This window comes from Allobosea sp. CCNWLY174, assembly GCF_037120455.1.
Lineage (GTDB): Bacteria > Pseudomonadota > Alphaproteobacteria > Rhizobiales > Beijerinckiaceae > Allobosea > Allobosea lupini.
Genome location: NZ_JBBBBQ010000007.1, coordinates 233,600 through 258,471, shown reverse-complemented (window position 1 = coordinate 258,471; position 24,872 = coordinate 233,600). Strand labels below are relative to the sequence as shown.

The window sequence follows — 24,872 nt, the reverse complement described above, 5'->3', positions numbered from 1 at the left end:
TTACCTTGCGCCTGCCGTAGAATGACTGGCGGAAGCGTCGCACAGCCCGACGTCTGGAGATGTGGTAAACGGTGGATTGCCGCGAATACTCGATTTCCAGTGAATTCAGCCGGGCGCTGCCGCGGAATAGTTGGCAACCATGCTGCGCTCGGCGACCGGTGCGGGCTCAGGCCCGGCAGCGGCATCACTCGACCCCGTCATGAACCAGAGCAGGGCCGCGGTCTTGATCGAGTAGACGGAGTCGCTGACGATCATCAAAAGGCAGATATAGGTCGCGACACAGACCTTGAAGCGCCAGGCTCGCGGCGACTTCTCCGGCGCGAAGATGAACAGACTCCAGAAGCCGATGACGCCGAAGAGCCCGATCTGGTTCAGCGAATAGGCATAGCCAGAATCCGACAGGAAGGGCTTGTCGGGCGACAGGCCGAAGACCGCGGCCGGCGAGAGCGAGGTGATCAGGCGCGACGTCCAGAGCATGCGGCCGGCGAAGTTGTTCTGCCAGTTCACCTCGGCGCTGACGAAGCCGTAGATCGCAAAGCCGATCAGCATGACGAAGGGCGCCACCAGCCAGACGAAGCGCGGCGTGATCGGCGCGGCGAGATAGGCGACGGTCGCGACGATGCAGACATTGGCGCCGAAGCGTGAATCGCTGAGCACGATCGCGGTCATTCCCGCGACCATGGTCAGCCAGCGTTTGGCCATCTGCGGACGATTCAGCGCCCAGATATAGAGGATCGCGCCGAAATTGCCGGTCGAGATCGGCTCCAGGAAGACCGAGGAGGCCCGGTGCGGCCCGAGGAATGGCAGCAGCGTCCGTGAATCGGGTCTCAGGCCGCTGGCGAAAAGCGCGCCGGTCTGGCTGCTGACATCGCTCGGCGCGACCGTGCCGCGCGCGACATAGTATTTGATGATGTTGAAATAGGTGACGTAGAGGTCGAGGGCGAGGAACTCGAACAGGCCGAAGACGACGACGATGAGCCCGCTGATCAGGGCAGCACGATCGGCCAGGCGCGGATCGCTGCAGCTCTTGCCGAGCAGATAGAAGGCGACCGGAATCAGGAAGTCGCGCACCGCCTTGGGGTCGATAAGCGGCCGCATCGCCATCAGCAGCACGGCATAGGAGAAGAACACCGCCAGCAGCAGATAGGGCGCGGCGTTGCGGCCGAGGCCGAGATAGAGCGCGGTCGCGACCAGCACGACCTCGCACCCCATCACCATGGTGTCGTTGATGCCCATGACGTTGGTGTTGATGAAGCACAACGCCATGTTGAAGGTGAGCGCGCCGATCAGCAGGGCGAGCGGCAGGACCGGCATCGGGCGGGCGGGATCGAGGCCACCGGCCATCGCCGCCTGCCTGCTCACGCGGCCGCCTGCGCCGGGCGGCGCAGCCAACGCGACGCCAGGCCCCGCACGCCGGTTCCGGAATCCTCGGGGACGACGAGTGCGACGATATGCTCGCCCACCGGATCGATCGCCGCGGCCTGATCGACGAGGCTGCGCGGCGTCTCGCCTGCGAGGGACGAGGCGAGGACGATCGCATCCGGGCGCGCGCCTGCCTTGCCGTCCGAAGGAGAGGTTTGCCGCATGATGATGAAATTGCGCCGCCGCCCGGGCCTGGCCGTCGCCGCCGCAGCCGGCTCGATCCGGCGGATGTTCATGTCGCGGCCCGAGCCGTCCTGGCAGAGCAGAACGCTCTCGCCATGCGCCGCCAGGCTGTTGGCGAGATGCTCGGCGAGCGCTGCCTGCGTCGCATCGTCGACCGAGCCCGCGATCATCACGGAGGCCGGCAGATGCGGGCCGAGCGTCCGCTGCAGCAGGCGTGTCACAGGTATGAGCGCATCCTCGCGACGGGCGGCAGCGGCCGGCAGCGACACCACCGTGCCGACCCCGATCGCCCGACCGGCGGCTTCCGGCGTCAACGCTGCCATCGGCTTCAGCCGCTCGGGGATGATCCGCGAGGATGGCAGCCATTCCAGCAGATAGGCGATGCCGAGGCCGGCGCAGGCGCCGAACAGCAGGGCTGCGGCGAGCACGATGGGAGCGGGCGGCTTCGTCGGCTGCGCCGGCGCGACCGCTTCCGACAGCATGCGCGAATTGTTGGTCTCGATCCGCTTCTGCTGCTCCAGCTCCTTGGCGCGCTGCAGCGAGGCGCTGTAGACGACGCGCACCGCCTCGGCCTCGCTCTCGAGCTGGCGCAGCTTGATCTGCGCGGCGCCGCTGACCTCCTGCGATTTTGTCAGCTCGGTCGCCCGTTTCCTGAGATTGGCGAGATTGGCCTCGCTCTGGCGATAGCTTTCCTGCACGGTCGAGCGCAGGCGGGCGAGCTCTCCGGACAGCAGCCTGCGCGTTTCGGCGAGCTCGGCCCGGATCTCGATCAGGCGCGGATGCTGCGGCGCGAGCGTCTGGGCAAGGCTCGCCGCCTCGCGCGCGCTCTGGGCGTATTGCCCCCTGAGCGAGGTCACCACCGAGGAGGTGAGCGCCTCCGGCAGGGTGTCGGACAAGGGATCGCGGCTCTGATAGCGGGCGAGCTGGTCGCGCCTTGCCTGCTGGCGCGCGAGCTCGGCCTCCGCCTGGCTGATCTGGCCATAGAGGTCGCGCAATTGCTGGGAGACGATGAGCCCGCCCTCGCCCGTGCTGACGAGGCTGTGCTGGCTGCGGAAGCTCTGGACGGCGCGCTCGGCTTCGTCGAGCTGCGTGCGCAGGCCGGCGATCTGGCCGATCAGCGAGATGTTGGCGCGCTCGACGACAGCACGGCGGCCATCATTGCCCTGGCGGAAATAGGCCTGGGCCAGCCCATTGGCGATGTCGGCCGCCTTTTGCGCCTGCGGATGCGAGACGGTGATGCGGAAGACCAGCGAGTTGTCGACGCGCTGGATCACGATCGCCTTCTTGAGCGCATCGACCGCCTGGGCCAGGCGCTGCTCCGGCGTCGGCTGCACGAGCTTGCCGAGCAGGCGCGAGACCAGCCCCGGCGGCCGGACGAAAGCGGGATCGTTCTCGAGGTCGAGCTCCTCGATCAGCTGGCGCAGCACGCCGGTGGAGGTCATCACCAGCGCCTGGCTGTCGACATTGGCGAAGTCGATCGAGGCCGAGGTGTCGGTGCGCACGATGTCCTTGCCGACGACCTGCAGCGCCTGCGGGTCGACGAGCAGTTCGGCGGTCGCGCGATAGACCGGGACCTGCACCGCAAGATAAGCGAGCGCGAACAGCAGGCAGATCGCGGCACTGGCGATCACCAGCCAGCGGCGGCGGCGCAGCAACTGGAGCAATTCGGACAGACTGAAAGCGGCGGAGTCGCGGTCCTTCGCCGGCGCCTCCTCCCGTCTCCCCGCCTCGAACGCAGCCGACACCACAAGCCTCCTCGATCCGGCCCGGCACGGCGCATCCACGGCCGGACGCGCCGACGGCTCGGCTGGAATTCCACCGCGCATCCTGCCGAGGCGTAGTTAACATTTCGGCAACAGACTCAGGGCGATTTGATTCAAGTATTCAATCAATCAGCCCGCCAAAAATTAACTACGGGGCCAAAGCATTTTCAAAGAGCTGTTCCGCTCCGGGGACGCCGATGATAGTTCAACATTTACGAAAATCAGCGTGACCGGAACGATTTTTCGACCGCCCTACCTGTGGCCTGCGCGATCCCGTTCACGCCTCGTTTACAACACGAAGAAATCCCCCGGGCACGCCAACCTTTGCTTAGCCCGCGCCGGGTATTGCTGCCCTTGGGAAAGGCCGCCCCGGCAAACGCGCCGTGACGAGGACGAGTCCAGACAGCATGCGTATCCTGATGGCCTGTGCAGCGTTCCCGCCCTTCATCGACGGCGGCGGGCCAATCTCGGCGATGATCGTCGCCAAGCTGCTGCTCGCGGCCGGCCATGACCTGACCGTTGTCAACGTCTCCGGCGAGGACAGGCACGAGACCTATGACGGCGTGCCGGTGCACCGCCTGCGCTCGCTCAACATCGACTGGAACTACCGGCTGCCTCGGCCAGGCTGGAAGAAAGCGATCTGGCACGCACTGGAGAACTTCAATCCGCGCGCCTTTTTTGTCATGCGTCGCGAGATCAGGCGCCTACGCCCCGACATCGTGCTGACCGACTCGATCGAGAACATCAATGTCGCGACCTGGGCGGCGGCGAAGAGCTGCGGCGTGCCGGTGGCGCATATCCTGCGCAGCACCTTCCTGCTCTGCTGGAAGGGAAGCATGTGGAAGGGTAACGACAATTGCGGGCGCGCCTGCGGCTCCTGCCAGGCCACGTCCTATGGCAAGAAGCTGAATTCGCGCTTCGTCGATGCGGTGATCGGCGAGACCGACTTCATCATCGGCCGCCACACCGAGCACGGCTATTTCCCGAACGCGACGACGCATGCCATTCCCGGCGCGATCGCGCCCGTCCCCGGTGCCCTGCCCCGTACGGCGCCGCCAACGGAGCGCCCGCTGCGCATCGGCTTCATCGGCGTCCACGACCCGATCAAGGGCCTGGACACGCTCGCCGCAGCCGCACAGCGGCTGGTGGGCGCACCGGTCGAGTTCCTGATCGCCGGCACCGGCCAGAGCGACTATGCCAAGGCCCTGCCCGAGCGCTTCCCGGCGCAGAACACCCGTTTCCTCGGCTGGACCAAGCCCGACGCATTCCTGCCCGAGATCGACATCCTCGCCGTCCCCTCGCTGTTCCGCGAGCCGTTCGGGCGGGTGGTGATCGAGGCCTTCGCCCATGGTGTGCCGGTGATCGGCGCCAGATCCGGCGGCATCCCCGAGACGATCCAGCCCGGCGTCAACGGAGCCCTGTTCGCGCCGGGCGACGATGCCGCGTTGGCAGAACAGATCATGGCGTTCGCCCGGGATCGTCAGCTCGTCGCGGCGCAGTCGGCCGGCGCGCTCGCCGCCGCCGGCCGCTACAGCCCGGAGCGGATCGCCGCCGCCTATGGCGCCGTCTTCGATGGTCTCATCGGCAAGCCGACCGCGGACGCCTTCCTGCAGCCGCGGGAGGCACGGCCGTGAGGGAGCTGCTCGATCTCGCCTGGACCGGCGCCGGCCGCTTCCTGCCGGCCTTCTCCTCGCGCTTCAGCAGCACGCTGCTCAGCTTCCTCGTGCTACTGGCCGCCAGCCATTTCCTGCCGACCTCGGAATACGGACTCTATGTCTTCCTGTTCTCGATCGGCAGCGCGCTCGGGCTGATCGCCGTGCTCGGCCAGCAGATCCTGGTGGTGAAGCATTATCGCCGGGCCGAAGCGAGCGGCCATCCGCTCAACCAGGCCCTGCTCGGCGTCAATGCGCGCTGGCTCGCGCTCGGCTGCTTCGTGCTGCTGGCGGCGGCGCTGCCGCTCTGGCTCTTCGCCGACCGGCTGCCGCCGACCTACCACTATCTCTGGCTCGCCTTCGTCTTCGCCGCGATCTTCGCGCTGAGCGAGTACCTGCAGAACTATTTCCGCATCCATGGCCGCATCAACATGTCACTGGTGCCGCGCGAGATCGTCTGGCGCGGCAGCTCGATCCTGTTGATCGCCGGTGCCGGGTTCGTCGGCCTCCTCGGCGGCGGCGCGGGCGCCATGGCGATCATCACCGGCCTGCTCGCCGCCACGACGCTCTATCAGAGCGTCTGCTTCCTCCAGGACGAGGGGGTGGGTTGGCTCAAGGCGCGTGACCAGGTGCCGGCGGAGACCCATGACGAGTGGCGCCGGGAAAGCGGCTATTTCATCGCCAACAACGTGCTGAACTCGGCCTCGGCCTATCTCGAGACGATCCTGATCGGCGCGCTGCTCGGGCTGAACGAAGCCGGATTCTATTTCGTCGCGCTGCGGATTTCGATGCTGCTGCTGCTGCCGCTGGCAGCGATCGATACGGTCGGCATCCCGATGATCGCCGCCCGCTTCCAGAAATCCGACACGGCCGGGGCGCAACTGCTGATCGGGCGGCTCTCCTTCGCCAGCTTCTGCATCTCGCTGCTGGGTGCGCTGGCGCTCGCCGTGGTGGCGCCCTTCATCCTGCATCTGTTCAATCCGGAGTTCGTCCAGCACGAGAACGTTCTGGTCGCGCTCTGCGTGATGTCGGTCTCGCTCGCCTTCTTCGGCCCCGGTTCCTGGCTGCTGATGATCGGCGGCGGCGAGCGCTTCTTCCTGATCGCGCGGGCGATCATGTTCGTCCTCTATCTCGGCCTGCTCTATGCGCTGGCGCGGGTCGGCGGGCTGATGGGCATCGCCATCGCCGGGCTGGTCTTCAGCACCGCCTCCAGCCTCGCCGCCTGGTACTGGATCAAGCAGAAATGGCGGATCGACAACATGGCGACCGCCTTCTTCCGGCCCTTCCTGTTCGGCGGCGCGCCGCAGGACCAGCCAGACCCGCTGCCGCCCGGCCGCGCCAGCGAAGGAGCCGGCCGATGACGGCAGCTGCAGCCTATCGTATCGATCCGGCCGGCGAGGCGAGGACGGCCCCATCGCCTTTCGGCACGCCCGTGACCTTCGGCGGCAGCATGGGCATGCTCCATGCCGGCCGTGCCCCGGTCGCAGTGCTGATGCTCGGCGCCATCGGCTATGAGGAGCTCTGCCTGCGCGCGACCTGGCGCAGCCTGGCGCAGGCGATCTCCGACAGAGGCATCGCCTGCCTGCGCTTCGACTATCCCGGCCAGGGCGACGCCCATGAAGCCGCCGATGTGCAGGGGCTGGACGACTGGTTCGAGACCATCCGCGCCGCCGCCGACCTGCTGCGGCGCGCCAGCGGCTGCGAGCGCCTCGTGCTGCTCGGCCAGGGGCTCGGCGGGACGCTGGCGCTCAAGCTCGCCGAGCAGCTCGCTCCGGTCGCGGCCAGCGTGCTGATGGCGCCGGTCGGCAACGGCAAGCGCTATCTGCGCGAGCTTTCGGCCTGGACGCGCATCGTCTCGGACCGGATCGGCATCGGCACCGACCCCGACGACGATACGCGCTGCGCCGTGGCGGGCCTGCGCATCGCGCCCGGCCGCCTGCCCGCGATCGCGACGCTCGGCACGGCAGCGCTCCGACAGGCGCCGTCCGAGCAGATTCTGCTGCTGTCGCGGCCGGGCCATGGTGGCGACGCGGCACTCGCCGAGACACTCACCGGTCTCGGCGCCGCCGTGACGCAGCGCGACTATGACGGCTATGAGACGCTGACGACCGACCCGACCGCGGCGCGCCCGCCAATGGCGACCATAGCCGGGATCGTCGACTGGATCGCCGAGCGGGCGGCGGCTGCCGGCTCTGCTCGCGCCGACATCGGGACGCCGCAATTGCCCGGCCCGGCGGAAGGCCTGCTCGGCGACGGCTTCATCGAACAGCCGATCCGCTTCGGCCCGGATGGCCGGCTCTTCGGCGTGCTCTGCAAGCCGCTCGGGCCGGCGGCCCGCGAAACCATCGTCTTCGTCAATGCCGGCCGCGACTACCATATCGGCTGGGCCCGGGTCAGCGTCAGCCAGGCTCGCGCCTTCGCCCAGCGCGGCGTCGCCTCATTGCGCTTCGATGCCAGCAGCGTCGGCGACAGCGGCGTTGCAGCTGACGGGCCGGAGGAGATCCTCTACTCGCAGGCGCAGATCGACGATGTCCGCCTCGCCATCGATGCCATGCAGGCGCGCGGCTTCGACGCACCCGTCCTGATCGGGCGCTGCAGCGGCGCCTATGCCGCCTTCCATGCCGCCGTCGTCGACGAGCGCATCCGCCGCCTCGTCATCGTCAACAATGAGCGCTTCGTCTGGGATCCCGACGAGAGCGTCGAGGATGCGATCCGCTATGCCCATCGCAGCGCCGGCGACCTCGGCGCGACATTGGCCCGCAAGGACGGCTTGCGCCGCCTGCTCACCGGCAAGCTCCGGGTCGGACCGGCCGGGCGCTATCTGATCTGGCGCTATCGCAAACGGCTCTCGGTCAAGCTCGCGCCACTGCTCGGGCGCCTCACCAAGCATGGCCGGCTCCACCACCAGTGCCATCGCCATTTCGCGACGCTCGCGGCACGCAATGTCGAGCTCTCGCTGCTCTATGCCGATGGCGATGTCGGCCTCGCCGAGCTCGAGACCTATTTCGGCGAAGCCGGCAAGGGGCTTGCCGCCTATCCGAACACCTCGCTGACCATGCTCGCCGACGCCGACCACAATTTCACGCATCTCGCCGCCGGCCGCCGGCTGCTCGATGCGCTCATCCGGATCGTCACGCCGTGAGACTGACTGTTCTTGCCCTGGCCCTGCTCGCCACCTTGCCGGCGCGGGCCGAGACCTGTCTGCGCGGCGTCAACCTGTCTGGCGCCGAGTTCGGCGACACCCCCGGCAAGGTCGACACCGACTATACCTATCCGAGCGAAGAGGCGATCCAGCGGCTCGGCAAGCTCGGCGCCAGCGCCATCCGCCTGCCATTCCGCTGGGAACGCATCCAGCCTGACCTCAAGGGCGGGCTCGACATCATGGAGCTGGCCTATCTCGACCAGACGGTCCGCCGGATCAACGAGGCTGGGCTGATCGCCATCATCGACCTCCACAATTACGGCTATTACGCCAAGAAGCAGCTCGGCTCGAAGGAGCTGCCGGCCGAAGCGCTCGCGGATGTCTGGCGCCGGCTCGCCGAGCATTATCGCGAACGGCCCAAGCTCGTCTTCTCGCTGATGAACGAGCCCTACGACATCACCAGCGCAAACTGGGCGAAGATCCAGAACGTCGCCATCGCCGCGATCCGCAAGGCCGGCGCCAAGCAGCTCCTGCTGGTCACCGGCACGGCCTTCGGCGGCGCCCATAGCTGGACCTCCGACCTGCCGGTCGGCAACAACGGCCGCGACCTCCTCGGCGTCGTCGACCCGCTCGATCGCTACGCCTACGACTTCCATCAATATCTCGACGCCGACTATTCCGGCCGTGCAGCGGAATGCTCGGCCGCGGCCGGTGCGCTGAAAGCGATCGACGACGTCACCGCCTGGCTCAAGGCCAATGACCGCCGCGGCTTCCTCGGCGAGTTCGCGGCCTCGAACAAGCCGGAATGCCTGACCGCGCTCCGGCAGATGGTGGCGAAGGTCGACGCCAGCCCGCAGCAATGGCTGGGCTGGACCGCCTGGGGCGCCGGACCCTGGTGGCCGACGGACTACATCTTCAACCTCGAGCCGACCAAGGCGGGTGAGCGCCCGCAGATGAGGGTGCTGCTCGAACGCCTGAAGGTGAAGCGCCCCAGCGCCGTCTGCGGCCGGGAGGCCAAGCCGTGACCGCTCCATTCTCCCATCGCGCCGCGCCCGCTCTGCCGGCCGGCTCGCGCGTCGTCCATGTTGTGCGCCAGTTCCTGCCCAATCGCGGCGGGCTGGAAGACGTCGTCGCCAATCTCTGCCGGGCGCAGCTGGCGCTCGGCCTCAAGCCCTCGGTTGTGACGCTCGACCGCCTGTTCTCGCGGCCGGAGCTCGTCCTGCCGGCGAGCGAGGTGATCGACGGCATCCCGATCACCCGCATCCCGTTCCGCGGCTCGACGCGCTATCCGCTCGCTCCCGAGGTGTTCAAGCACCTGCGCGAGGCCGATCTCGTCCATGTTCACGCGATCGACTTCTTCTTCGATGCGCTCGCTCTGGGCTGGCTGCTGCACCGCAAGCCGCTCGTCGCCACCACCCATGGCGGCTTCTTCCACACCAGCGACTTTGCCGGTCTGAAGAAGCTCTGGTTCAACGGCCCGACCCGGCTCTCGGCACAGGTCTATCGCGGTATCGCCGGCTGCAGCACGAACGATGCCCGCATGTTCGAGCGGCTCGCGCCCGGCAAGGTCCGGGTGATCGAGAACGGCGTCGACCTCGACAAGTTCGCCGGCGCCTCCAGTCCCGACCCGCAAAGGCGCCTGGTCAGCATCGGCCGCTTCTCCAAGAACAAGCGGCCGGACCGGCTGATCGCGACGATGGCGGCCCTGGCGCGGCGCGATCCATCCTGGCATCTCGACATGCTCGGCGTCGCCTCGGATTGGACCGAAGAAGCGCTGCACAAGGCGATCGCAGACGCCGGCATGGAGCAGAACGTCACCCTTCATCTCGGCCTCGACGATGCCGCGGCAAGACAGGTGATGAGCCGCGCCTCGCTCTTCGTCTCGGCTTCGGAGTTCGAGGGTTTCGGCCTTGCCCTGGTCGAGGCGATGAGCGCCGGCCTGGTGCCGGTCGTCCAGCCCAATGCGGCCTTCGCTGGCCTCGCCAGCAAGTTCCCGGTTGTCCGCACCGTCGATTTCGCCGATGCGGAGGAGGCTGCCCTGGCCGTCGAGCAGGCTCATGCCGATCTCGTCCGCTATCCCGGCAATACGCGCCCGCGTCTTTCGAACCTCGCATCCTATTCCTGGCACGAGGTCGCCCGCCGCTATCTCGAATTCTACACCGCCGCGCTCTAATCCCGACGCCATCGCGCTGTCGCCGCGCAAGCCCCCTTGCGTGTCGTCTGATTCTAGCTTTGTAATAGTGGATACACTCATACAAAGCGGCTGACCGAGTGCAGATGGCTTGCGGGGAAACGGGATGAGCTTCGCCTCGAAAGGCATGGCTGCGACGGCGCAGGACGAGGCCTATCGCGCCATCCTCCAGGACATCCGCAGCGGCCGCTATCAGCCTGGCGAGCGCCTGATCCCGGAAACGATCGCGCGCGAGCTGGCCATGAGCCGCATGCCGGTGCGAGAAGCCTTCCAGCGCCTCGCCAATGAAGGCCTCGTCGTGATCCGCCCCAATCGCGGTTGCGTCGTCTCCGGCCTGACGATCGACGAGATCTACGAGCTCTTCGAAATCCGCTCCGTGCTGGAGGGTCTCGCGGTTCGCCTCGCCATGCCGCGTTTCGATGCAGCGGCGCTCGCCGAGCTCGACGACCACGTCGCCCGCATGCACCGCGCCGGTGCGGCCGGCGGCGGCGACTGGCTCGGCCGTCACCAGGAATTCCACGCCTATATCTGCGGCCTCAGCCGGCGGCCCAAGCTGATCGCCCAGATCGCAGCGCTGCATATCGCCGTCGAGCCCTATATGCGCGTCTGGCTCCACCATGTCGCCCAACCCGCCCACGCGACCGAGCGCCAGGACGAGGTCGTCGAGGCGATCAGGACCGGCGACGCCGAGCATGCCGAGGCGGTGATGCGCGAGCACGTCCTGCGCACCGCGCCGCGCCTCGCCGAGTTCCTGCGCAAACGCAGTCAGGCTGCCGGAGCGTCTTCGGCGCTTCCGGCGAGCACCCAGCCCTGAACTGAATGATCGAGCGGCTCGCCAGAAGGCCGCTCCGACGAGGGACACCCAAGGCTCAACCAAAACAACGAGGGGGTCCACAATGGATCGACGCCAGTTCCTGAAAGCCTCGGCCGCGGCCGCCTTCCTGCCGGCCGCGCCGCATCTCGCCAGCGCGCAGGATGCCAAGACCTTGCGCTTCGTGCCCTATTCCGACGTCGCGATCATCGATCCGATCTGGACCAACGGCTATTCGACCCGCACCCATGCCCTGCTGGTCTGGGACACGCTCTACGGGCTCGACGACCAGTTCCAGCCGCAGCCGCAAATGGTCGAGGGCCATGTCGTCGAGGGGGACGGCAAGCGCTGGACGCTGACGCTGCGGCCCGGCCTCGTCTTCCATGACGGCAGCAAGGTGCTGGCGCGCGACGCCGTCGCCTCGATCAAGCGCTGGGGCGCCCGCGACACCTTCGGCCAGGCGCTGATGGCCGCGACCGACGAGCTTTCCGCGCCCGATGATCGCACCATCGTCTTCCGGCTGAAGGCGCCCTTCCCGCATCTGCCGGCGGCGCTCGCCCGCCCGAGCGCGCTCGTCGCCGCGATCATGCCAGAGCGCCTCGCCGCAACAGATCCGTTCAAGCAGATCCCGGAGGCGATCGGCAGCGGCCCCTATCGCTATCTCACTGCCGAGCGCATCGCCGGCGCCCGCCATGTCTATGCCAGGCACGAGGGTTACGTGCCGCGCCAGGGCACGCCGAGCTTCACCGCCGGCCCACGCACGCCCTATCTCGACCGCATCGAGTTCACCGTCATGCCCGACGCCGCGACTGCGGTCGCAGCGCTGCAGACCGGCGCGGTCGACTGGGTCGAGCAGCCGATCATCGACCTTTTGCCGCTGCTGCGGAAGGACCCGAACATCACCGTCGAGGTCAAGGACCGGACCGGAATGGCCGGGCAGCTCAGGCTCAACCATCTGCAGCCGCCCTTCAACAATCCGGCGGTGCGCCGCGTCATCCTCCAGGCGATCGACCAGGAGGACTGCATGAACGCGGTCTGCGGCGGCGATCCGCAGGTCGAACGCGGCAGCATCGGCTTCTTCCCGAACAACTCGCCGATGGCGTCCGACGTCGCCGCCAAGGCGCTCAAGGGCCCCAAGGATTTCGGCAAACTCAAGCAGGAGCTCGCTGCGGCCGGCTACAAGGGCGAGCGCGCCGTCTTCCTTGCGGCGCAGGACGTGCCTCGCATCGCCCTGGTCTGCGACGTCGCGGCGGATGCGCTGCGCAAGATCGGCGTCAATGTCGACTTCGTCGCCGCCGACTGGGGCACCGTCCTCCAGCGCATCAGCAGCCGCAACCCGGTCGAGCAGGGCGGCTGGAGCTGCTATGTCACCTATTGGGCCGGGCTCGATCTCGGCTCGCCGGCGACGAGCTCGCCGTTGCGTGGCAACGGCGCCAAGGGCAGCCCGGGCTGGCCCGACAGCCCCCAGATCGAGGCACTTCGCGCCCGCTTCCTGACCGCTGCCGACTCGGCGCAGCAGAAGACGCTCGCCCGCGAGATCGAGCTGCAGGCGATGCAGGACGTGCCTTACGTCCCGACCGGGCAGTACCTCCAGCCGGTTGCCTATCGCAAAAACCTGACGGGCATGCTGAACGGCGTCCCGGTCTTCACCAATCTGCGCAAGGGCTGAGCGCCCTTCGCCTCCTTCCCCATGGCCGGCGACCAGCGCCGGCCAGATTTCCACGAAAGCCAGCCTATGCGTGATCTCGAGCTTCCCGGCCGCTCCCTCGCAATCAGCCGCAATGCGATGGCGGCGACCTCACATCCTGCCTCCACGCTCACCGCGCTCGACATCATGAAGGCCGGCGGCAACGCGATCGATGCGGCGATTGCCGCCTGCGCCGTGCAATGCGTCGTCGAGGCCGGCTCGACCGGCGTCGGCGGCGACTGCTTTGTGCTGTATTCGCAGGGCGGATCGACCGATGTCATCGCCTATAACGGCTCGGGCCGCACGCCCGCCGCCGCGACGCTGGATTGGTACGCGAAGGCCGGCATCACCACGCTGGAGCGGCACTCCCCGCATGCCGTTACCGTGCCTGGCGCGATCGACGCCTGGACGCGGCTCAACAAGGATCATGGCCGCCTGCCGCTGGCCGAGGTCCTCGCGCCCGCCATCGCCTATGCCCGCGACGGCTATGCGCTGACACCGCGCGTCGCCTACGATCTCGCCGCCCAGCACGAGCTGCTGATCAAGGACGCCAACGCCGCCGCGACCTTCCTGGTCGACGGCAAGGCTCCGCTGGCCGGCAAGGTCCAGCGTCAGCCGGCTCTCGCCGAGACGCTCGAAGCGATCGGCCGCGAGGGCCGCGACGCCTTCTATCGCGGCGAGATCGCCAGAGAGATGGTCGACTATCTCCAGGCCGCCGGCGGCCTGCATACGGCGGACGATTTCGCCGCCGCCGAGGGCGAGTACGTCACGCCCATCAGCGCGACCTTCCGTGGCCGCACCGTCTATGAGTGCCCGCCGAACGGCCAGGGCGTGATCGCACTACTGATCATGAAGATCCTCGAGCGCTTCAAGCCGAAGGGTGGCCCGCTCGCGGTCGAGAACCTGCATATCGAGCTGGAGGCGACCCGGCTCGCCTATGCCGCGCGCGACCGCTTCCTGGCAGACGCCGCCAAAGCCGAGGTGCCGGTCGAGCACCTGCTCTCGGATGCGCTCGCCGACGAACTCGCCGGGATGATCGATCCCGATCGCGCCCTAGATCCGTTGCCGGTCATCCCGGGCGGGGCCGAGCACAAGGACACCGTCTATATCAGCGTCGTCGACAAGGACCGCAACGCGGTCTCCTTCATCAACTCGATCTTTTCGCCCTATGGCAGCGGGCTGATGACCAAAAAGTCCGGCGTGCTCTTCCACAATCGCGGCCAGAGCTTCGTGCTGAAGCAGGGTCACCCGAACGCGATCGCCCCGCGCAAGCGTCCGATGCACACGATCATCCCCGGCATGCTCGCCGAGAACGGCCGCGTCGTCATGCCCTTCGGCGTGATGGGCGGGCACTACCAGGCGATGGGCCATGCCCATTTCCTGGCGAAGCTGTTCGACCACGGCCTCGATTTGCAGGAGGCGATCGACCTGCCGCGCCTCTTCCCCCTGCCGGGCACGAACACGGTGGAGGCGGAGGCACGCCTGCGCGAGAGCGTCGGCGCGGCCCTGACCGGACGCGGCTTCAAGGTCGAGGTGCCGAAATCGCCGATGGGCGGCGCCCAGGCGATCTGGATCGACTGGGAGAAGGGCACGCTGACCGGCGGCTCCGATCCGCGCAAGGACGGCTGCGCCCTCGGCTACTGAGTGTCCAGTGCGAGGCCGCCCTGCATGAGGCGGCCTCGACAGCGCCCGCAATCCCGGCAAGCTTCTTCTTCAGAACAGGTCGAGGGAGGAGCACGCATGGCGGGCGAGGAACCGAAGGCGCGCGGCATCGCCGGCGGGCTGACCAATTACGGCGACCCGGACTTCGCCGCCTATCTGCGCCGCTCCTTCGCCCGCTCGATGGGCTACTCCGACGAAGCGCTGGCGCGGCCGATCGTCGGCATCGCCAATACCTATAGCGGTTTCAACAACTGCCACCGTCACTTCCTCGAACTGCTGGAGGCGGTGAAGCGCGGCGTGCTGATGGCCGGCGGCCTGCCCGTCGAGTTCCCGACCATCTCGCTCGGCGAGGTCTTCCTCAACCCGACCAGCCTGAAATTCCGCAATCTGATGGCGATGGGTACGGAGGAAATGATCCGGGCCCAGCCGATCGATGCCGTCGTGCTGATGGGCGGTTGCGACAAGACCGTGCCGGCGCAGTTGATGGCGGCGCTCTCGGCCAATATCCCGACCGTCCAGCTCGTCGGCGGGCCGATGTCGACCGGCCGCCACAAGGGCGAGCGCCTGGGCGCCTGCACCGATTGCCGCCGCTTCTGGGCCCGTTTCCGCGCCGGCGAAATCGACCAGGAGGAGATCGACGTGGTCGAAGGCCGGCTCGCCACCACGGCCGGCACCTGCGCGGTGATGGGCACCGCCTCGACCATGGCCTGCATCGCCGAGACTCTGGGGCTCGCTTTGCCGCGCTCGGCCGCGATCCCCGCCGTCCATGCCGACCGGCTGCGTTGCGCCGAAGCAAGCGGCAAGCGCGCCGTCGAATTGATCGGCACGCAAACGCTGCTGCCGCGCCGGATCGTCACCGAGCAGGCGATCGAGAACGCCTGGCGCGTGCTGCTGGCCATCTCCGGCTCGACCAATGCCGTCGTCCATCTCACGGCGATCGCCCGCCGCGCCGGGATCAAGGTCGACCTCAACCGCCTCAACCGGCTCTCCGACGAGACGCCGGTTCTGGTGAACCTGAAGCCAGTCGGGAACAACTACATGGAGGATTTCTTCGCCGGTGGCGGCGTGCCGGCCGTGCTGAAGGAGTTGCGCGACCTGCTCCATCTCGACTGCCTGAGCGTGACCGGGCAGACGCTGCGCGAATTGATCGACGCTCCCCTCGTCGACCAGGTCGATCGCGCCATCATCCACCCGCGCGAAGACCCGGTCGATCCCGATGGCGGCCTCGTCGCCGTGTTCGGCTCGCTCGCCCCGCGCGGCGCCATCGTCAAGCGCGCCGCGGCCGAGAAGCGGCTGCTGGAGCATGAGGGCCGGGCGGTCGTGTTCTCATCACTGGAGGACCTCTCGGCCCGCATCGACGATCCCGATCTCGATGTCGGTCCGGACGATATCCTCGTCCTGCAGAACGCCGGCCCGAAGAGCGCCGCCGCCATGCCGGAAGCCGGCTATCTGCCGATCCCGCGCAAGCTCGCGGCCAAGGGCGTCAAGGACATGGTCCGCATCTCCGATGCCCGCATGTCCGGCACCGCCTATGGCGCGATCGTGTTGCATGTCGCGCCGGAGGCGGCGGTCGGCGGCCCGCTGGCGCTGGTCCGGGATGGCGACCGCATCCGGCTCAGCGTCGCAGAGCGGAAGCTCGACTTTCTGGTCGACGAGGCCGAGCTCGAAGCGCGCCGGGCTGCCTTGCCGCAGCCCCCGGCCAGAGAACGGCGCGGCTATGATCGGCTCTATGACGAGCACGTGCTCCAGGCCGACGAAGGCGTCGATTTCGACTTCTGCTGAGCGCTGCCGTCATCGCGAGCGCAGCGAAGCGATCTATGGGGAACAAGCCACTTCGCCCTGCCGCTACTGGGTTGCTTCGCAGCGCTCGCCATGACGGGAACGTTCAAGCCAAATGGCAGGCGATCTCCAGCTCGCCCTCGCGCCGCAGCGCCGGCGCCTCGGTGCGACAGCGCTCGACCGCCTGTACGCAGCGCGGATTGAAGGCGCAGCCCGGCGGTGGCGCGATCGGGCTCGGCACTTCGCCCGACATCGGCCGCCGCTCTCGGTTCGGCTTCTCGACATCGGGGATCGTGTCGAGGAGGAGCCGCGTATAGGGATGGCGCGGCCGGCCGAACACGTCCTCCGCTGGCCCGCTCTCGACGAAGCGGCCGAGATACATGATGGCGAGATGGTCCGACATATGCCGAACCACCGAGAGATTATGGCTGATGAAGAGATAGGTCAGCCCGAACTCCTTTTGCAGCCGGACCATCAGGTTGAGGATCTGCGCCTGAACTGACACGTCGAGCGCCGAGGTCGGCTCGTCGCAGACCAGGAAATCCGCCTCGGTCGCCAGTGCGCGGGCGATCGAGATGCGCTGGCGCTGGCCGCCGGAGAACTCATGCGGGAAGCGGCTCGCATCCGCCCGCGAAAGGCCGACGATCTCCAGGAGGTCGCCGACGCGGGTCGCGGTCTCAGCTTCGTCCTTGCGCAGCTTCAGTTCCCGGATCGGCTCGGCGATGATGTCGCCGACGCGCCAGCGCGGATTGAGCGAGGCGTAAGGGTCCTGGAAGATCATCTGCACCCGCGGCGGCCCGAAGGAGCCGTCGGCGCGCTTGATGTCCTTGAAATCGAGCAGGCCCTGCGTCGGCCTTTGCAAGCCGACGACCATGCGCGCCAGCGTCGACTTCCCGCAGCCGGACTCTCCGACGATGCTGAAGGTGGTCCCGCGCTCAACACTGAACGAGACGTTCTCGACCGCGCGCAGGATGCGGCGCGGCTCAGCTGAGAACAGCCGCGACAGCGCCGGCGCCGAGACGTCGAAGCGGCAGGAGGCGGCGTTGACCTCGAGGATGGTGTTCGCCTCAGCCATGGGCGATCTCCCGCAGCGGGAAATGGCAGGCGGCGGCATGATCGGATGCCGGCAGGCCGGGCTTGGTCTGCCGGCAGAGATCGGTGGCAAAGCCGCAGCGCGGATTGAAGGCGCAGCCGGTCGGGATCGCGTTCAAACGCGGCATCGAGCCGTCGATCTGGTTTAGCGCGGCGTTACGGCGGTGAACGCTCGGGATCGAGGCCATCAAGCCGGCGGTGTAGGGATGATGCGGCCGGCGCGTCACCTCCTCGACCGGGCCGATCTCGACGACGCGCCCGGCATACATCACCGCGACCCGATCGGCGGTCTCGGCGATCACGCCCATATCGTGCGTCACCAGCATGATCGCGGTGCCGTGCTCGCGGCAGAGCCGCTTCAACAAGGTGGTGATCTGCGCCTGAATCGAGACGTCGAGCGCCGTCGTCGGCTCGTCGGCGATGATCAGCGTCGGCTCGGCGCATAGCGCCAGCGCGATGACGACGCGCTGGCGCATGCCGCCGGAGAACTGGTGCGGGTAATGGTCGATCCGCGTCTCGGCGGCGGGGATGCCGACCTCCTTCAGAAGGTCGAGCGCCCGCTTGTGCGCCTCGGCCTTGCCGACCGGCAGATGCGTCGTGATCGTCTCGACCAGTTGCTCGCCGACGGTCAGCAGCGGATGCAGCGAGGTCAGCGGGTCCTGGAAGATCGCGCCGATCCGGCGGCCGCGCAATTTGCGCATCGTCTCGGCCGGCAGATTGTCGATGCGCTGGCCCGACAGCCTGATCTCGCCGCCGGCCAGGCGCCCGGGCGGATCGAGCAGGCCGATCACCGCCGTGCCGGTCAGCGACTTGCCGGCGCCGGATTCGCCGACCACGCCGAGGATTTCGCCCGGCGCGATCTCGAAGGAGACGCCGTCGAGCGCCGTCAGCGGGCCACGCCGCCCGTCGAAGACGATGCGCAGGTCGCGGACCGAGAGCAGCGCTGGCTGGGCGTTCACGCGGCGTCTCCCTTGCGTTCGATCGGGTAGCTCGACGAGAAGATCTTGTTCATCGGCGGATGACCCAAAGTGCGCTGCGGATAGCGCGCCATCACGCCCTCGAACTGCTTCTGGGCACGAATGTTGTCGGCGGCCTCGTCCTGGCCCGGAATGGCGCGGTCCTCCATGACGAAGCGGCCGTCGATCACCACCGTCGAGAAATCACGCCCATGGCCGGTCAGCATCATCGTCTGGATGGGGTCGATGACCTGGCCGCTATGCGGCCGGTCGAAATCGAAGACGGTGATGTCGGCACGGGAGCCGGGCTGGAGGCGGCCGAGATCGGGCCGCCGCAGCGCATCCGCGCCACCGATCGTGGCAGCATCATAGTAGTCCTCGGAGCGCACGGCGCCGACATTGCCGGCCATGGTGCGGGAGAGGATCATGCCGACTTGCAGGTTCATGATCATGTCCGGCGGGGCGGTATCGGTCCCCATGGCGATGTTAAGGCCCATGGCACGGTAGCTGCCGAAATGGTTGATCGCGTTGCCGTGCCGGCCCGAGACCAGCGGGCAATGGACAATGCTCGCGCCGGAATCGCGGATGATCTCGAGGTCGCGGCCAGGACGCTCGATCAGGCGACTGCCGGAGACCACCGTGCCATGCGGCAGCAGGCAGCGCTGGTCGAGGAAGCCGAGGCTCGCCAGCCATTCCGGCGGGCTCATGCCGTGCTGGGCGAGAACGAGATCGTACTCGATCTTCGACTGGCAGCAGTGCAGGCGGACGGGGATATCGAGCTCGCGCGCCGCGGCGGCGGTGCGGCGCAGCAGCTCGGCCGTCGCGGTCTCGATGCGGTCGGGCGCGAGCATCGCCCGGATCAGGCCACCGGCCGCGCCGTCGTGACGCCGGGCGAAATCGATGGCGGCGTCGAGCTCGGCGAGGCCGCGGGGCTCGTCGTAATGGGTGACGATGCGCCCGTCGGCTTCGACCAGCTGGTTGCCGGTCCGGTAGGCGGGGCCGAGATAGGCGCGCAGGCCGAGATCGGCGGCCGCTTTCGCGGCGTCCTCGAACTCCTGCACCGTCTCGCCCCAGGCCCGGTAGAACAGCGAGGCGATTGGCAGCGCCGTGGTGATGCCGTTGCGGATCAGCTGGGAGAAGGCATAGCGCTTCTGAAAGGCGAGTTCCTCACGCGTGTACATCTCGTAGGGGCCGGCCTCGAGATAGCTGCGCGGCCAGACGCGCCCCTTCTTCCAGGCCGGCTGGTTGTCATAGCCGAGAATGGTGGTGTCCAGGTCGGAGAGGGCATCGCAATCGATGAAGCCTGGCCCGATCAGGGCGTAGCCGTAGTCGAGGCGGCGGGCGACGTCGCCCGGAAAGCCATGCCCGACGAAGACGACTTCGCCGTCCTCGAACACGACCTCGCCGTGCTCATAGAGGCGGTGGCGGCCGTCCTTGTGGCCGACCACCCAGCGCGCGGTCATCAGGATGCGGCCCTCCGGCCGCTTCTTGGCTCGCTGGGTCACGGCGCGGTCCTGATCGAGACGCCGTCGCGCGCGACGATGTTGCCGCGCTTGATCACGCGGCGCTGCGGCGGACGGGTCGCGACGGCTTCGGCGATCGACTCGGTCGGCAGCAGGACGAGATCGGCGACGCAGCCGACCTCGAGCCCGTAGCCCTCGATCTCCATAACCTTGGCGCCCTCGGTGGTGCAGACGTCGAGCGCCAGCCTGACCTCGTCGTCGCGACGGAAATTGTTGCGCAGGCCGACGAACATCGCCCGCTCCAGCATGTCGGCGTTGCCATAGGGGCTCCAGGTGTCGCGGATGCCGTCGGAGCCGGAGCAGACGCGCACGCCCGCCTGCAGCAGCTTCTTGACCGGGGGAGCCGGGCGGCTCGCCGGCGCGGTCGTCATGATCGCGATGTCGAGCGCGGCGAGTTCCTCGATCAACGGATCGATCAGGGCCGGATCTGGCGTGCCCAGACAGAAGGCGTGGCTGACAGTGACCTTGCCGGTCATGCCGAGCGCGCGGGTCCGCTCGATGATCAGGTCGAGCGAGAAGGCACCGACTTCGCCGGGCTCGTGCAGATGGATGTCGAGCGGCTTGCCGTAGCGCTCACAGAGCCCGAAGACGGCGTCGAGATGGCCCTTGGGATCGCGGTCGATCGTGCAGGGGTCGAGCCCGCCGACGATCTCGCAGCCGGCCTGCATCGCCTGGTCCATCAGTTCGAGCGTGCCCGGCCGGCGCAGCAGGCCCGATTGCGGGAAGGCGACGAGCTCGATGTCGACGATGTCGCGATAGGCGTCACGCGTCTGCATCACGCCCTCGACACCCCACATCCCATGCTCGGTATCGACATCGACATGGCTGCGGATATGGGTCGTGCCCTTGAGCGAGGAGAGGATGCTCTGGCGGGCTGACTGGCGCGCGGGATCGATGTCGAGCCGCCTCTTGTTCTCCCGCTCGTTGTCGATCTTGTCGAGCAGCTTCGGGCCGACTTCGTTGGTGTACCAGGGCAGGCCGAGCAGGCTCTTGTCGAGATGGGTGTGAGCCTCGACCAAGCCGGGGATGACGATCTCCCCCTTGCCGTCCTCGATCGCGACGCCGGCGGGCGCGGCAAGGTTGGCGCCGATCTGGGCGATCCTGCCGTTCTCGATCAGGAGATCGACGGCCTTGCCGGCATAGGGACGGACATTGCGGAGCAGCAGGGAGGCGTTCATCGCAGGCGTATCCTCGTTTGGTTTCTTTTCGTCAGCGCAGCTTCGGGTTCAGCGCGTCACGCAACCAGTCGCCGAGGAGGTTGACCGAGAGGACGATCAGTCCGAGCTGCAGCGAGGGGAAGACGACGAGCCACCAGGAGCCGGAGAACAGATACTGGTTGCCGATGCGGATCAGCGTGCCGAGGGATGGCTGGGTGATCGGCATGCCGACGCCTAGAAAAGAGAGGGTCGCTTCCGACAGGATGGCGAGACCGAGATTGAGCGTGGCCGCGACCATCACCGGGGTCAGCGTGTTCGGCAGGATGTGCCGGCGCATGATCCGCCCGGCCGGCACCTTGATGATCCGCGCCGCCAGCACATATTCCTTGCGCCGCTCGACCATTGTCGAGGCGCGCACGGTGCGGGCGTACTGCACCCAGCTGGTCAGCGCGATCGAGACCACCAGCACGGCGGCGGCGAAGGGATCGCGCAGCGCTGGCGGCAGCAATTCCCGGAAGATCGCCGAGACCAGGATCGCCATCAGCAGCGTCGGGATCGACAGAACGGTATCGCCGAGCCGCATCAGGAGATTATCGATACGCCCGCCATAGAAGCCGGCGGCAAGGCCGAGCGAGACGCCGATCGCCATCGAGACCAGCACGGCCGAGAAGCCGATGATCAGCGAGACCCGCGTGCCGTAGAGGATGGCGGAGAGCACGTCGCGCCCCTGCGGGTCGGTGCCGAGCAGGAAGGGCCATTCGCCATCCGCCGACCAGATCGGCGGGATCTCGGCCTTGTCGATAAACACCTGCGCCAGGTCGTGCGGGTTCTGCGGCGCGATCAGCGGGCAGAACAACGCGGTCAGGATCAGGATCGACAGCACCAGCGTCGAGAGCCAGGCGGCCGGCGTGCGCCGGAAGCTCCAGCCGATGTCGCTGTCGAGGAAGCGGCGCAGGCGGCCGGGTTTGGCGGCTTCAGCGGGCATTGGCGCCTCCCGAAAGCGCGTCCTCGCGCAGGCGCGGATCGACCCAGGCATAGGTCAGGTCGACCACCGTGTTGAGCGAGACGAAGATGAAGGAGACGACGATCAGATAGGCCGCCATCACCGGGATATCGACGAAGGTGACGGCCTGGACGAAGAGCATGCCCATGCCCGGCCACTGGAACACCGTCTCGGTGACCAGCGCGAAGGCGATCAGGTTGCCGATCTGCAGGCCGGTCACCGTGATCACCGGCATCAGGCAATTGCGCAGCGCGTGCCGGAAATTCACGACGCGGGCCGGCAGGCCGCGCGCCCTGGCGAAACGGATGAAATCGGTCCGCATCGTCTCCAGCATCTCGGCCCGCACCAGCCGCATCACCAGCGTGATCTGGAAGAGCGAGAGCGTGATGCCGGGCAGGATCAGCGCCTTGCGGCCCGACGCCGTCAGGAAGCCGGTGCTCCACCAGCCGAGCTGGACGACCTCACCGCGACCGAAGGCGGGCAGCCATTGCAGGTTCACCGAGAAGACCAGGATGAAGAGGATGCCGAGCGCGAAGCTCGGCAGGGAGACGCCGAGCACCGAGATGAATTGTAGTGCCTTGGCGAGGACGCTCTCTCGTCGGATCGCCGTGTAGACGCCGAGCGGGATGCCGACCGCCAGCGACAGGAAGGTCGCGACCAGCACCAGCTCGAAGGTCGCCGGGAAGCGCTCGGCGATCAGCGTGAACACCTCCTGCTGGTTGCGGTAGGAGATGCCGAAATCGCCGCGCACGGCATTGCCGACGAAGGTCGCGAACTGCAGCACGAAGCCCTTGTCGAGCCCGAGCCTGGTCCGCAGTTCGTCGCGCTGCTGCTGGCTCGCCTGCTCGTTGAGCATCAGTTCGACGGGATCGCCGACGAAGCGGAAGGTCAGGAAGGCGAGGAACGCCACCGCCAGCATGACGCCGGCGGCATTGACGAAGCGCTTGAACAGGAAGGCGGGCATTGGGGGACTCCGCTGCCGACTTGATGTCTGGTCCTCCCGGGCGATCGAAGGGAGACCCGGGATCCATTCCGGAACGGTTCAGGCATGGGTCCCGGCTCTGCGCCGCTACGCGGCTCCGGCCGGGACGACCTCACACCAGAAGCGCTATGCGCGCCTTCACTTCATCATGGTGAGCCACAGCCGCGGCTTGTTGTCCGAGGCCTGAACCGTGGAGGCGACGGTGCTGCGCATCGCCCAGGCCATCGGCTGCTGGTGCAGCGGAATGAAGAGCTGCTCGGCCTTGGCGATCTTCAGCGCCTCCTGCATCAGCGCGATGCGCTTTGGCGTATCGAGCTCGACGCCGGCCTTGTCGACCAGCGCGTCGATGCGCGGATCGCCCCAATTGCCCCAGTTGAACACGCCGCCCGTGCCGCTCTTGGAGCGCAGCACCTGCACCAGGATCGAATAGGCGTCGATCATCGGCTCATTGGCCCAGCCGAAGGAGATCACGTCGAAATCGCCCTTGACCCGCTTCGGCGTCTGCTGGCTGCGCGGCGCCAGGCTGAGGTTCGGCTTGAACCCGGCGCGCGACCACATCGCCGCCACCGCCTGGCAGAACTCCTCCTCGTTGACGAGCGAGTCGCTCTGGCAGTTCATCAGGAAGGAGAAACCGTTGGGATAGCCGGCCTCGGCGAGCAGCTTCTTGGCGCCGGCGAGGTCGAAGGGCAGGCGCTCATCCTGCGAGGGCTCATAGCCGGGGATCGCCGGGGCTACGAGCGCGCCGGTATTGCGCGAGAGGCCGCGCATCGCGCGCTTCTGCACGGCGTCGATGTCGATGGCGCGGTAGAGCGCCTCGCGCACCTTGATGTCCTTGAGGGGGTTCTTGTCCTTGACGTCGCTCTCGACCAGCTTGTCGGTCAGGTTGAAAGCGAAGAAGACCGAGCGCAACTCGTTGGTCTGCAGCACTTTGACCTCGGGCGAGGCCGAGAGGCGCGGCAGGTCCTGCAGCGGCGCGACATTGGTATAGTCGATCTCGCCGGAGAGCAGCGCCGCCACGCGCGTCGAGGACGAGGTGATCGGCGTGAACTCGATCACGTCGATATTGTGCTGCGGCTTGTCCCACCAGTCGGGATTCCTGGCGAAGACCGTCTTGGCGTCGACGCGGCGGCTCTCGATCTTGAACGGGCCGGTGCCGTTGGCGTTGTCGGTTGCATAACCCTTCACGCCCTTGCCGGAATCGGTGGGAAGCAGCGAATTGTTCGCCTCCATCCACTCCTTGTCGAAGATGAAGATGTTGGTGAGGTCGTTGAGCAGCAGCGGATAGGGGCCGTTGACCTCGAGCTCGACCGTGTAATCGTCGATCTTCTTCGAGCTCTTATAGGCTGGCAGGTTGCCCTTGAGCGGCGATGTGTCGTGGGTGACGCGCGCCAGCGAGGCGATGACGTCGTCGGCCGTGAACGGGTTGCCGTTGTGGAACTTGACGTTCTTGCGCAGCTTGAAGCGCCAGGTCGTCGGCGTCACCGTCTCCCAGGATTCCGCCAGCGCCGGCTCGATCTTGAGATCGCCGGTATAGCGCACCAGACCTTCATAGACGTGGTTCAGCACGGCGAGCGTGAAGGTCTCGCCATAGGAATAGGGGTCGAGCGAGGCGATCTCGCGCGACGCGCCCCATTTCAGCGTCTTCGCTTCGACCGCGCCATTCAGCGCAAAGGCGGCGACGGCCGCCAGCAGCCAGGCCTTCTTCATCGAACTCTCCCCTTTGTCGTTGCTCGCCGCCGGCCCGCGCTGCGTACCGGGGGAATGCCGTTTCGTTGCCGCCTCTGTGACCATCGTGGCGCTTTCCGCGCCATCTCGTGTGCGATAATTCATCAACTTGCATACGATACAATAACCGTATTGTATGCGA

Annotated in this window: 18 protein-coding genes; 9 read left to right on the top strand and 9 right to left on the bottom strand. The window is 67.5% G+C overall.

The genetic code is table 11. The features are described 5' to 3' along the window. Positions 1 to 105: 105 nt before the first annotated feature. On the bottom strand, positions 106 to 1,362 hold the full coding sequence (locus V7S63_RS20540; RefSeq protein WP_336531570.1) for a UDP-phosphate alpha N-acetylglucosaminyltransferase: 1,257 nt from the start codon (positions 1,360 to 1,362) through the stop codon (positions 106 to 108). Continuing rightward, positions 1,359 to 3,350, bottom strand: a complete 1,992-nt coding sequence (locus tag V7S63_RS20535; protein WP_336531569.1) for a GumC family protein — start codon at positions 3,348 to 3,350, stop codon at positions 1,359 to 1,361. The genes V7S63_RS20540 and V7S63_RS20535 overlap by 4 nt, the downstream gene beginning before the upstream one ends. 425 nt (positions 3,351 to 3,775) lie before the next feature. Between V7S63_RS20535 and V7S63_RS20530 the strand changes: the two genes are divergently transcribed. From V7S63_RS20530 to V7S63_RS20490, 9 genes are all read left to right on the top strand, one after another. Continuing rightward, positions 3,776 to 5,002: a glycosyltransferase family 4 protein gene (locus tag V7S63_RS20530; RefSeq protein WP_336531568.1), complete on the top strand. Its 1,227-nt coding sequence runs from the start codon at positions 3,776 to 3,778 to the stop codon at positions 5,000 to 5,002. Next, complete coding sequence (locus tag V7S63_RS20525) at positions 4,999 to 6,381, top strand: lipopolysaccharide biosynthesis protein (protein WP_336531567.1); 1,383 nt, start codon at positions 4,999 to 5,001, stop codon at positions 6,379 to 6,381. The genes V7S63_RS20530 and V7S63_RS20525 overlap by 4 nt, the downstream gene beginning before the upstream one ends. Beyond that, on the top strand, positions 6,378 to 8,162 hold the full coding sequence (locus tag V7S63_RS20520; RefSeq protein ID WP_336531566.1) for an alpha/beta fold hydrolase: 1,785 nt from the start codon (positions 6,378 to 6,380) through the stop codon (positions 8,160 to 8,162). Before V7S63_RS20525 ends, V7S63_RS20520 begins: the two co-directional genes overlap by 4 nt. Further along, positions 8,159 to 9,187 carry a glycoside hydrolase family 5 protein gene (locus V7S63_RS20515; protein WP_336531565.1) on the top strand — a complete coding sequence of 343 codons (1,029 nt, stop codon included), beginning with the start codon at positions 8,159 to 8,161 and terminating at the stop codon, positions 9,185 to 9,187. The genes V7S63_RS20520 and V7S63_RS20515 overlap by 4 nt, the downstream gene beginning before the upstream one ends. Beyond that, positions 9,184 to 10,335: a glycosyltransferase family 4 protein gene (locus V7S63_RS20510; protein ID WP_336531564.1), complete on the top strand. Its 1,152-nt coding sequence runs from the start codon at positions 9,184 to 9,186 to the stop codon at positions 10,333 to 10,335. Before V7S63_RS20515 ends, V7S63_RS20510 begins: the two co-directional genes overlap by 4 nt. A gap of 124 nt (positions 10,336 to 10,459) precedes the next feature. Continuing rightward, entirely contained in the window at positions 10,460 to 11,167 is a 708-nt protein-coding gene (locus tag V7S63_RS20505; protein WP_336531563.1) for a GntR family transcriptional regulator, read from the top strand. An 82-nt stretch (positions 11,168 to 11,249) separates the two neighbouring features. Then, on the top strand, positions 11,250 to 12,833 hold the full coding sequence (locus tag V7S63_RS20500) for an ABC transporter substrate-binding protein (RefSeq protein WP_336531562.1): 1,584 nt from the start codon (positions 11,250 to 11,252) through the stop codon (positions 12,831 to 12,833). Positions 12,834 to 12,899: 66 nt separating this feature from the next. Continuing rightward, positions 12,900 to 14,495, top strand: a complete 1,596-nt coding sequence (gene ggt / locus V7S63_RS20495) for a gamma-glutamyltransferase (RefSeq protein WP_336531561.1) — start codon at positions 12,900 to 12,902, stop codon at positions 14,493 to 14,495. Between the two features lie 96 nt (positions 14,496 to 14,591). Beyond that, positions 14,592 to 16,295 (top strand): IlvD/Edd family dehydratase, encoded by a 1,704-nt coding sequence (locus V7S63_RS20490; protein ID WP_336531560.1) that lies wholly within the window; start codon positions 14,592 to 14,594, stop codon positions 16,293 to 16,295. Between the two features lie 103 nt (positions 16,296 to 16,398). On the opposite strand, the gene V7S63_RS20485 is transcribed toward V7S63_RS20490, so the two are convergent. The 7 genes from V7S63_RS20485 to V7S63_RS20455 form a co-directional block, all read right to left on the bottom strand. After that, positions 16,399 to 17,367, bottom strand: coding sequence for an ABC transporter ATP-binding protein (locus V7S63_RS20485; protein ID WP_336531559.1), 969 nt, complete (start codon positions 17,365 to 17,367; stop codon positions 16,399 to 16,401). After that, complete coding sequence (locus V7S63_RS20480; protein ID WP_336531558.1) at positions 17,360 to 18,343, bottom strand: ABC transporter ATP-binding protein; 984 nt, start codon at positions 18,341 to 18,343, stop codon at positions 17,360 to 17,362. Before V7S63_RS20480 ends, V7S63_RS20485 begins: the two co-directional genes overlap by 8 nt. Further along, positions 18,340 to 19,803, bottom strand: a complete 1,464-nt coding sequence (locus tag V7S63_RS20475) for an amidohydrolase family protein (RefSeq protein ID WP_336531611.1) — start codon at positions 19,801 to 19,803, stop codon at positions 18,340 to 18,342. Before V7S63_RS20475 ends, V7S63_RS20480 begins: the two co-directional genes overlap by 4 nt. 38 nt (positions 19,804 to 19,841) lie before the next feature. Next, on the bottom strand, positions 19,842 to 21,041 hold the full coding sequence (locus V7S63_RS20470; RefSeq protein ID WP_336531557.1) for an amidohydrolase family protein: 1,200 nt from the start codon (positions 21,039 to 21,041) through the stop codon (positions 19,842 to 19,844). A gap of 31 nt (positions 21,042 to 21,072) precedes the next feature. Continuing rightward, positions 21,073 to 22,005: an ABC transporter permease gene (locus tag V7S63_RS20465; protein WP_100962892.1), complete on the bottom strand. Its 933-nt coding sequence runs from the start codon at positions 22,003 to 22,005 to the stop codon at positions 21,073 to 21,075. Further along, complete coding sequence (locus V7S63_RS20460) at positions 21,995 to 22,987, bottom strand: ABC transporter permease (protein WP_100962893.1); 993 nt, start codon at positions 22,985 to 22,987, stop codon at positions 21,995 to 21,997. Before V7S63_RS20460 ends, V7S63_RS20465 begins: the two co-directional genes overlap by 11 nt. 156 nt (positions 22,988 to 23,143) lie before the next feature. After that, a complete protein-coding gene (locus tag V7S63_RS20455) occupies positions 23,144 to 24,712 on the bottom strand; it encodes an ABC transporter substrate-binding protein (RefSeq protein ID WP_336531556.1) in 1,569 nt (522 codons plus the stop codon). Between the last annotated feature and the right edge of the window lie 160 nt (positions 24,713 to 24,872).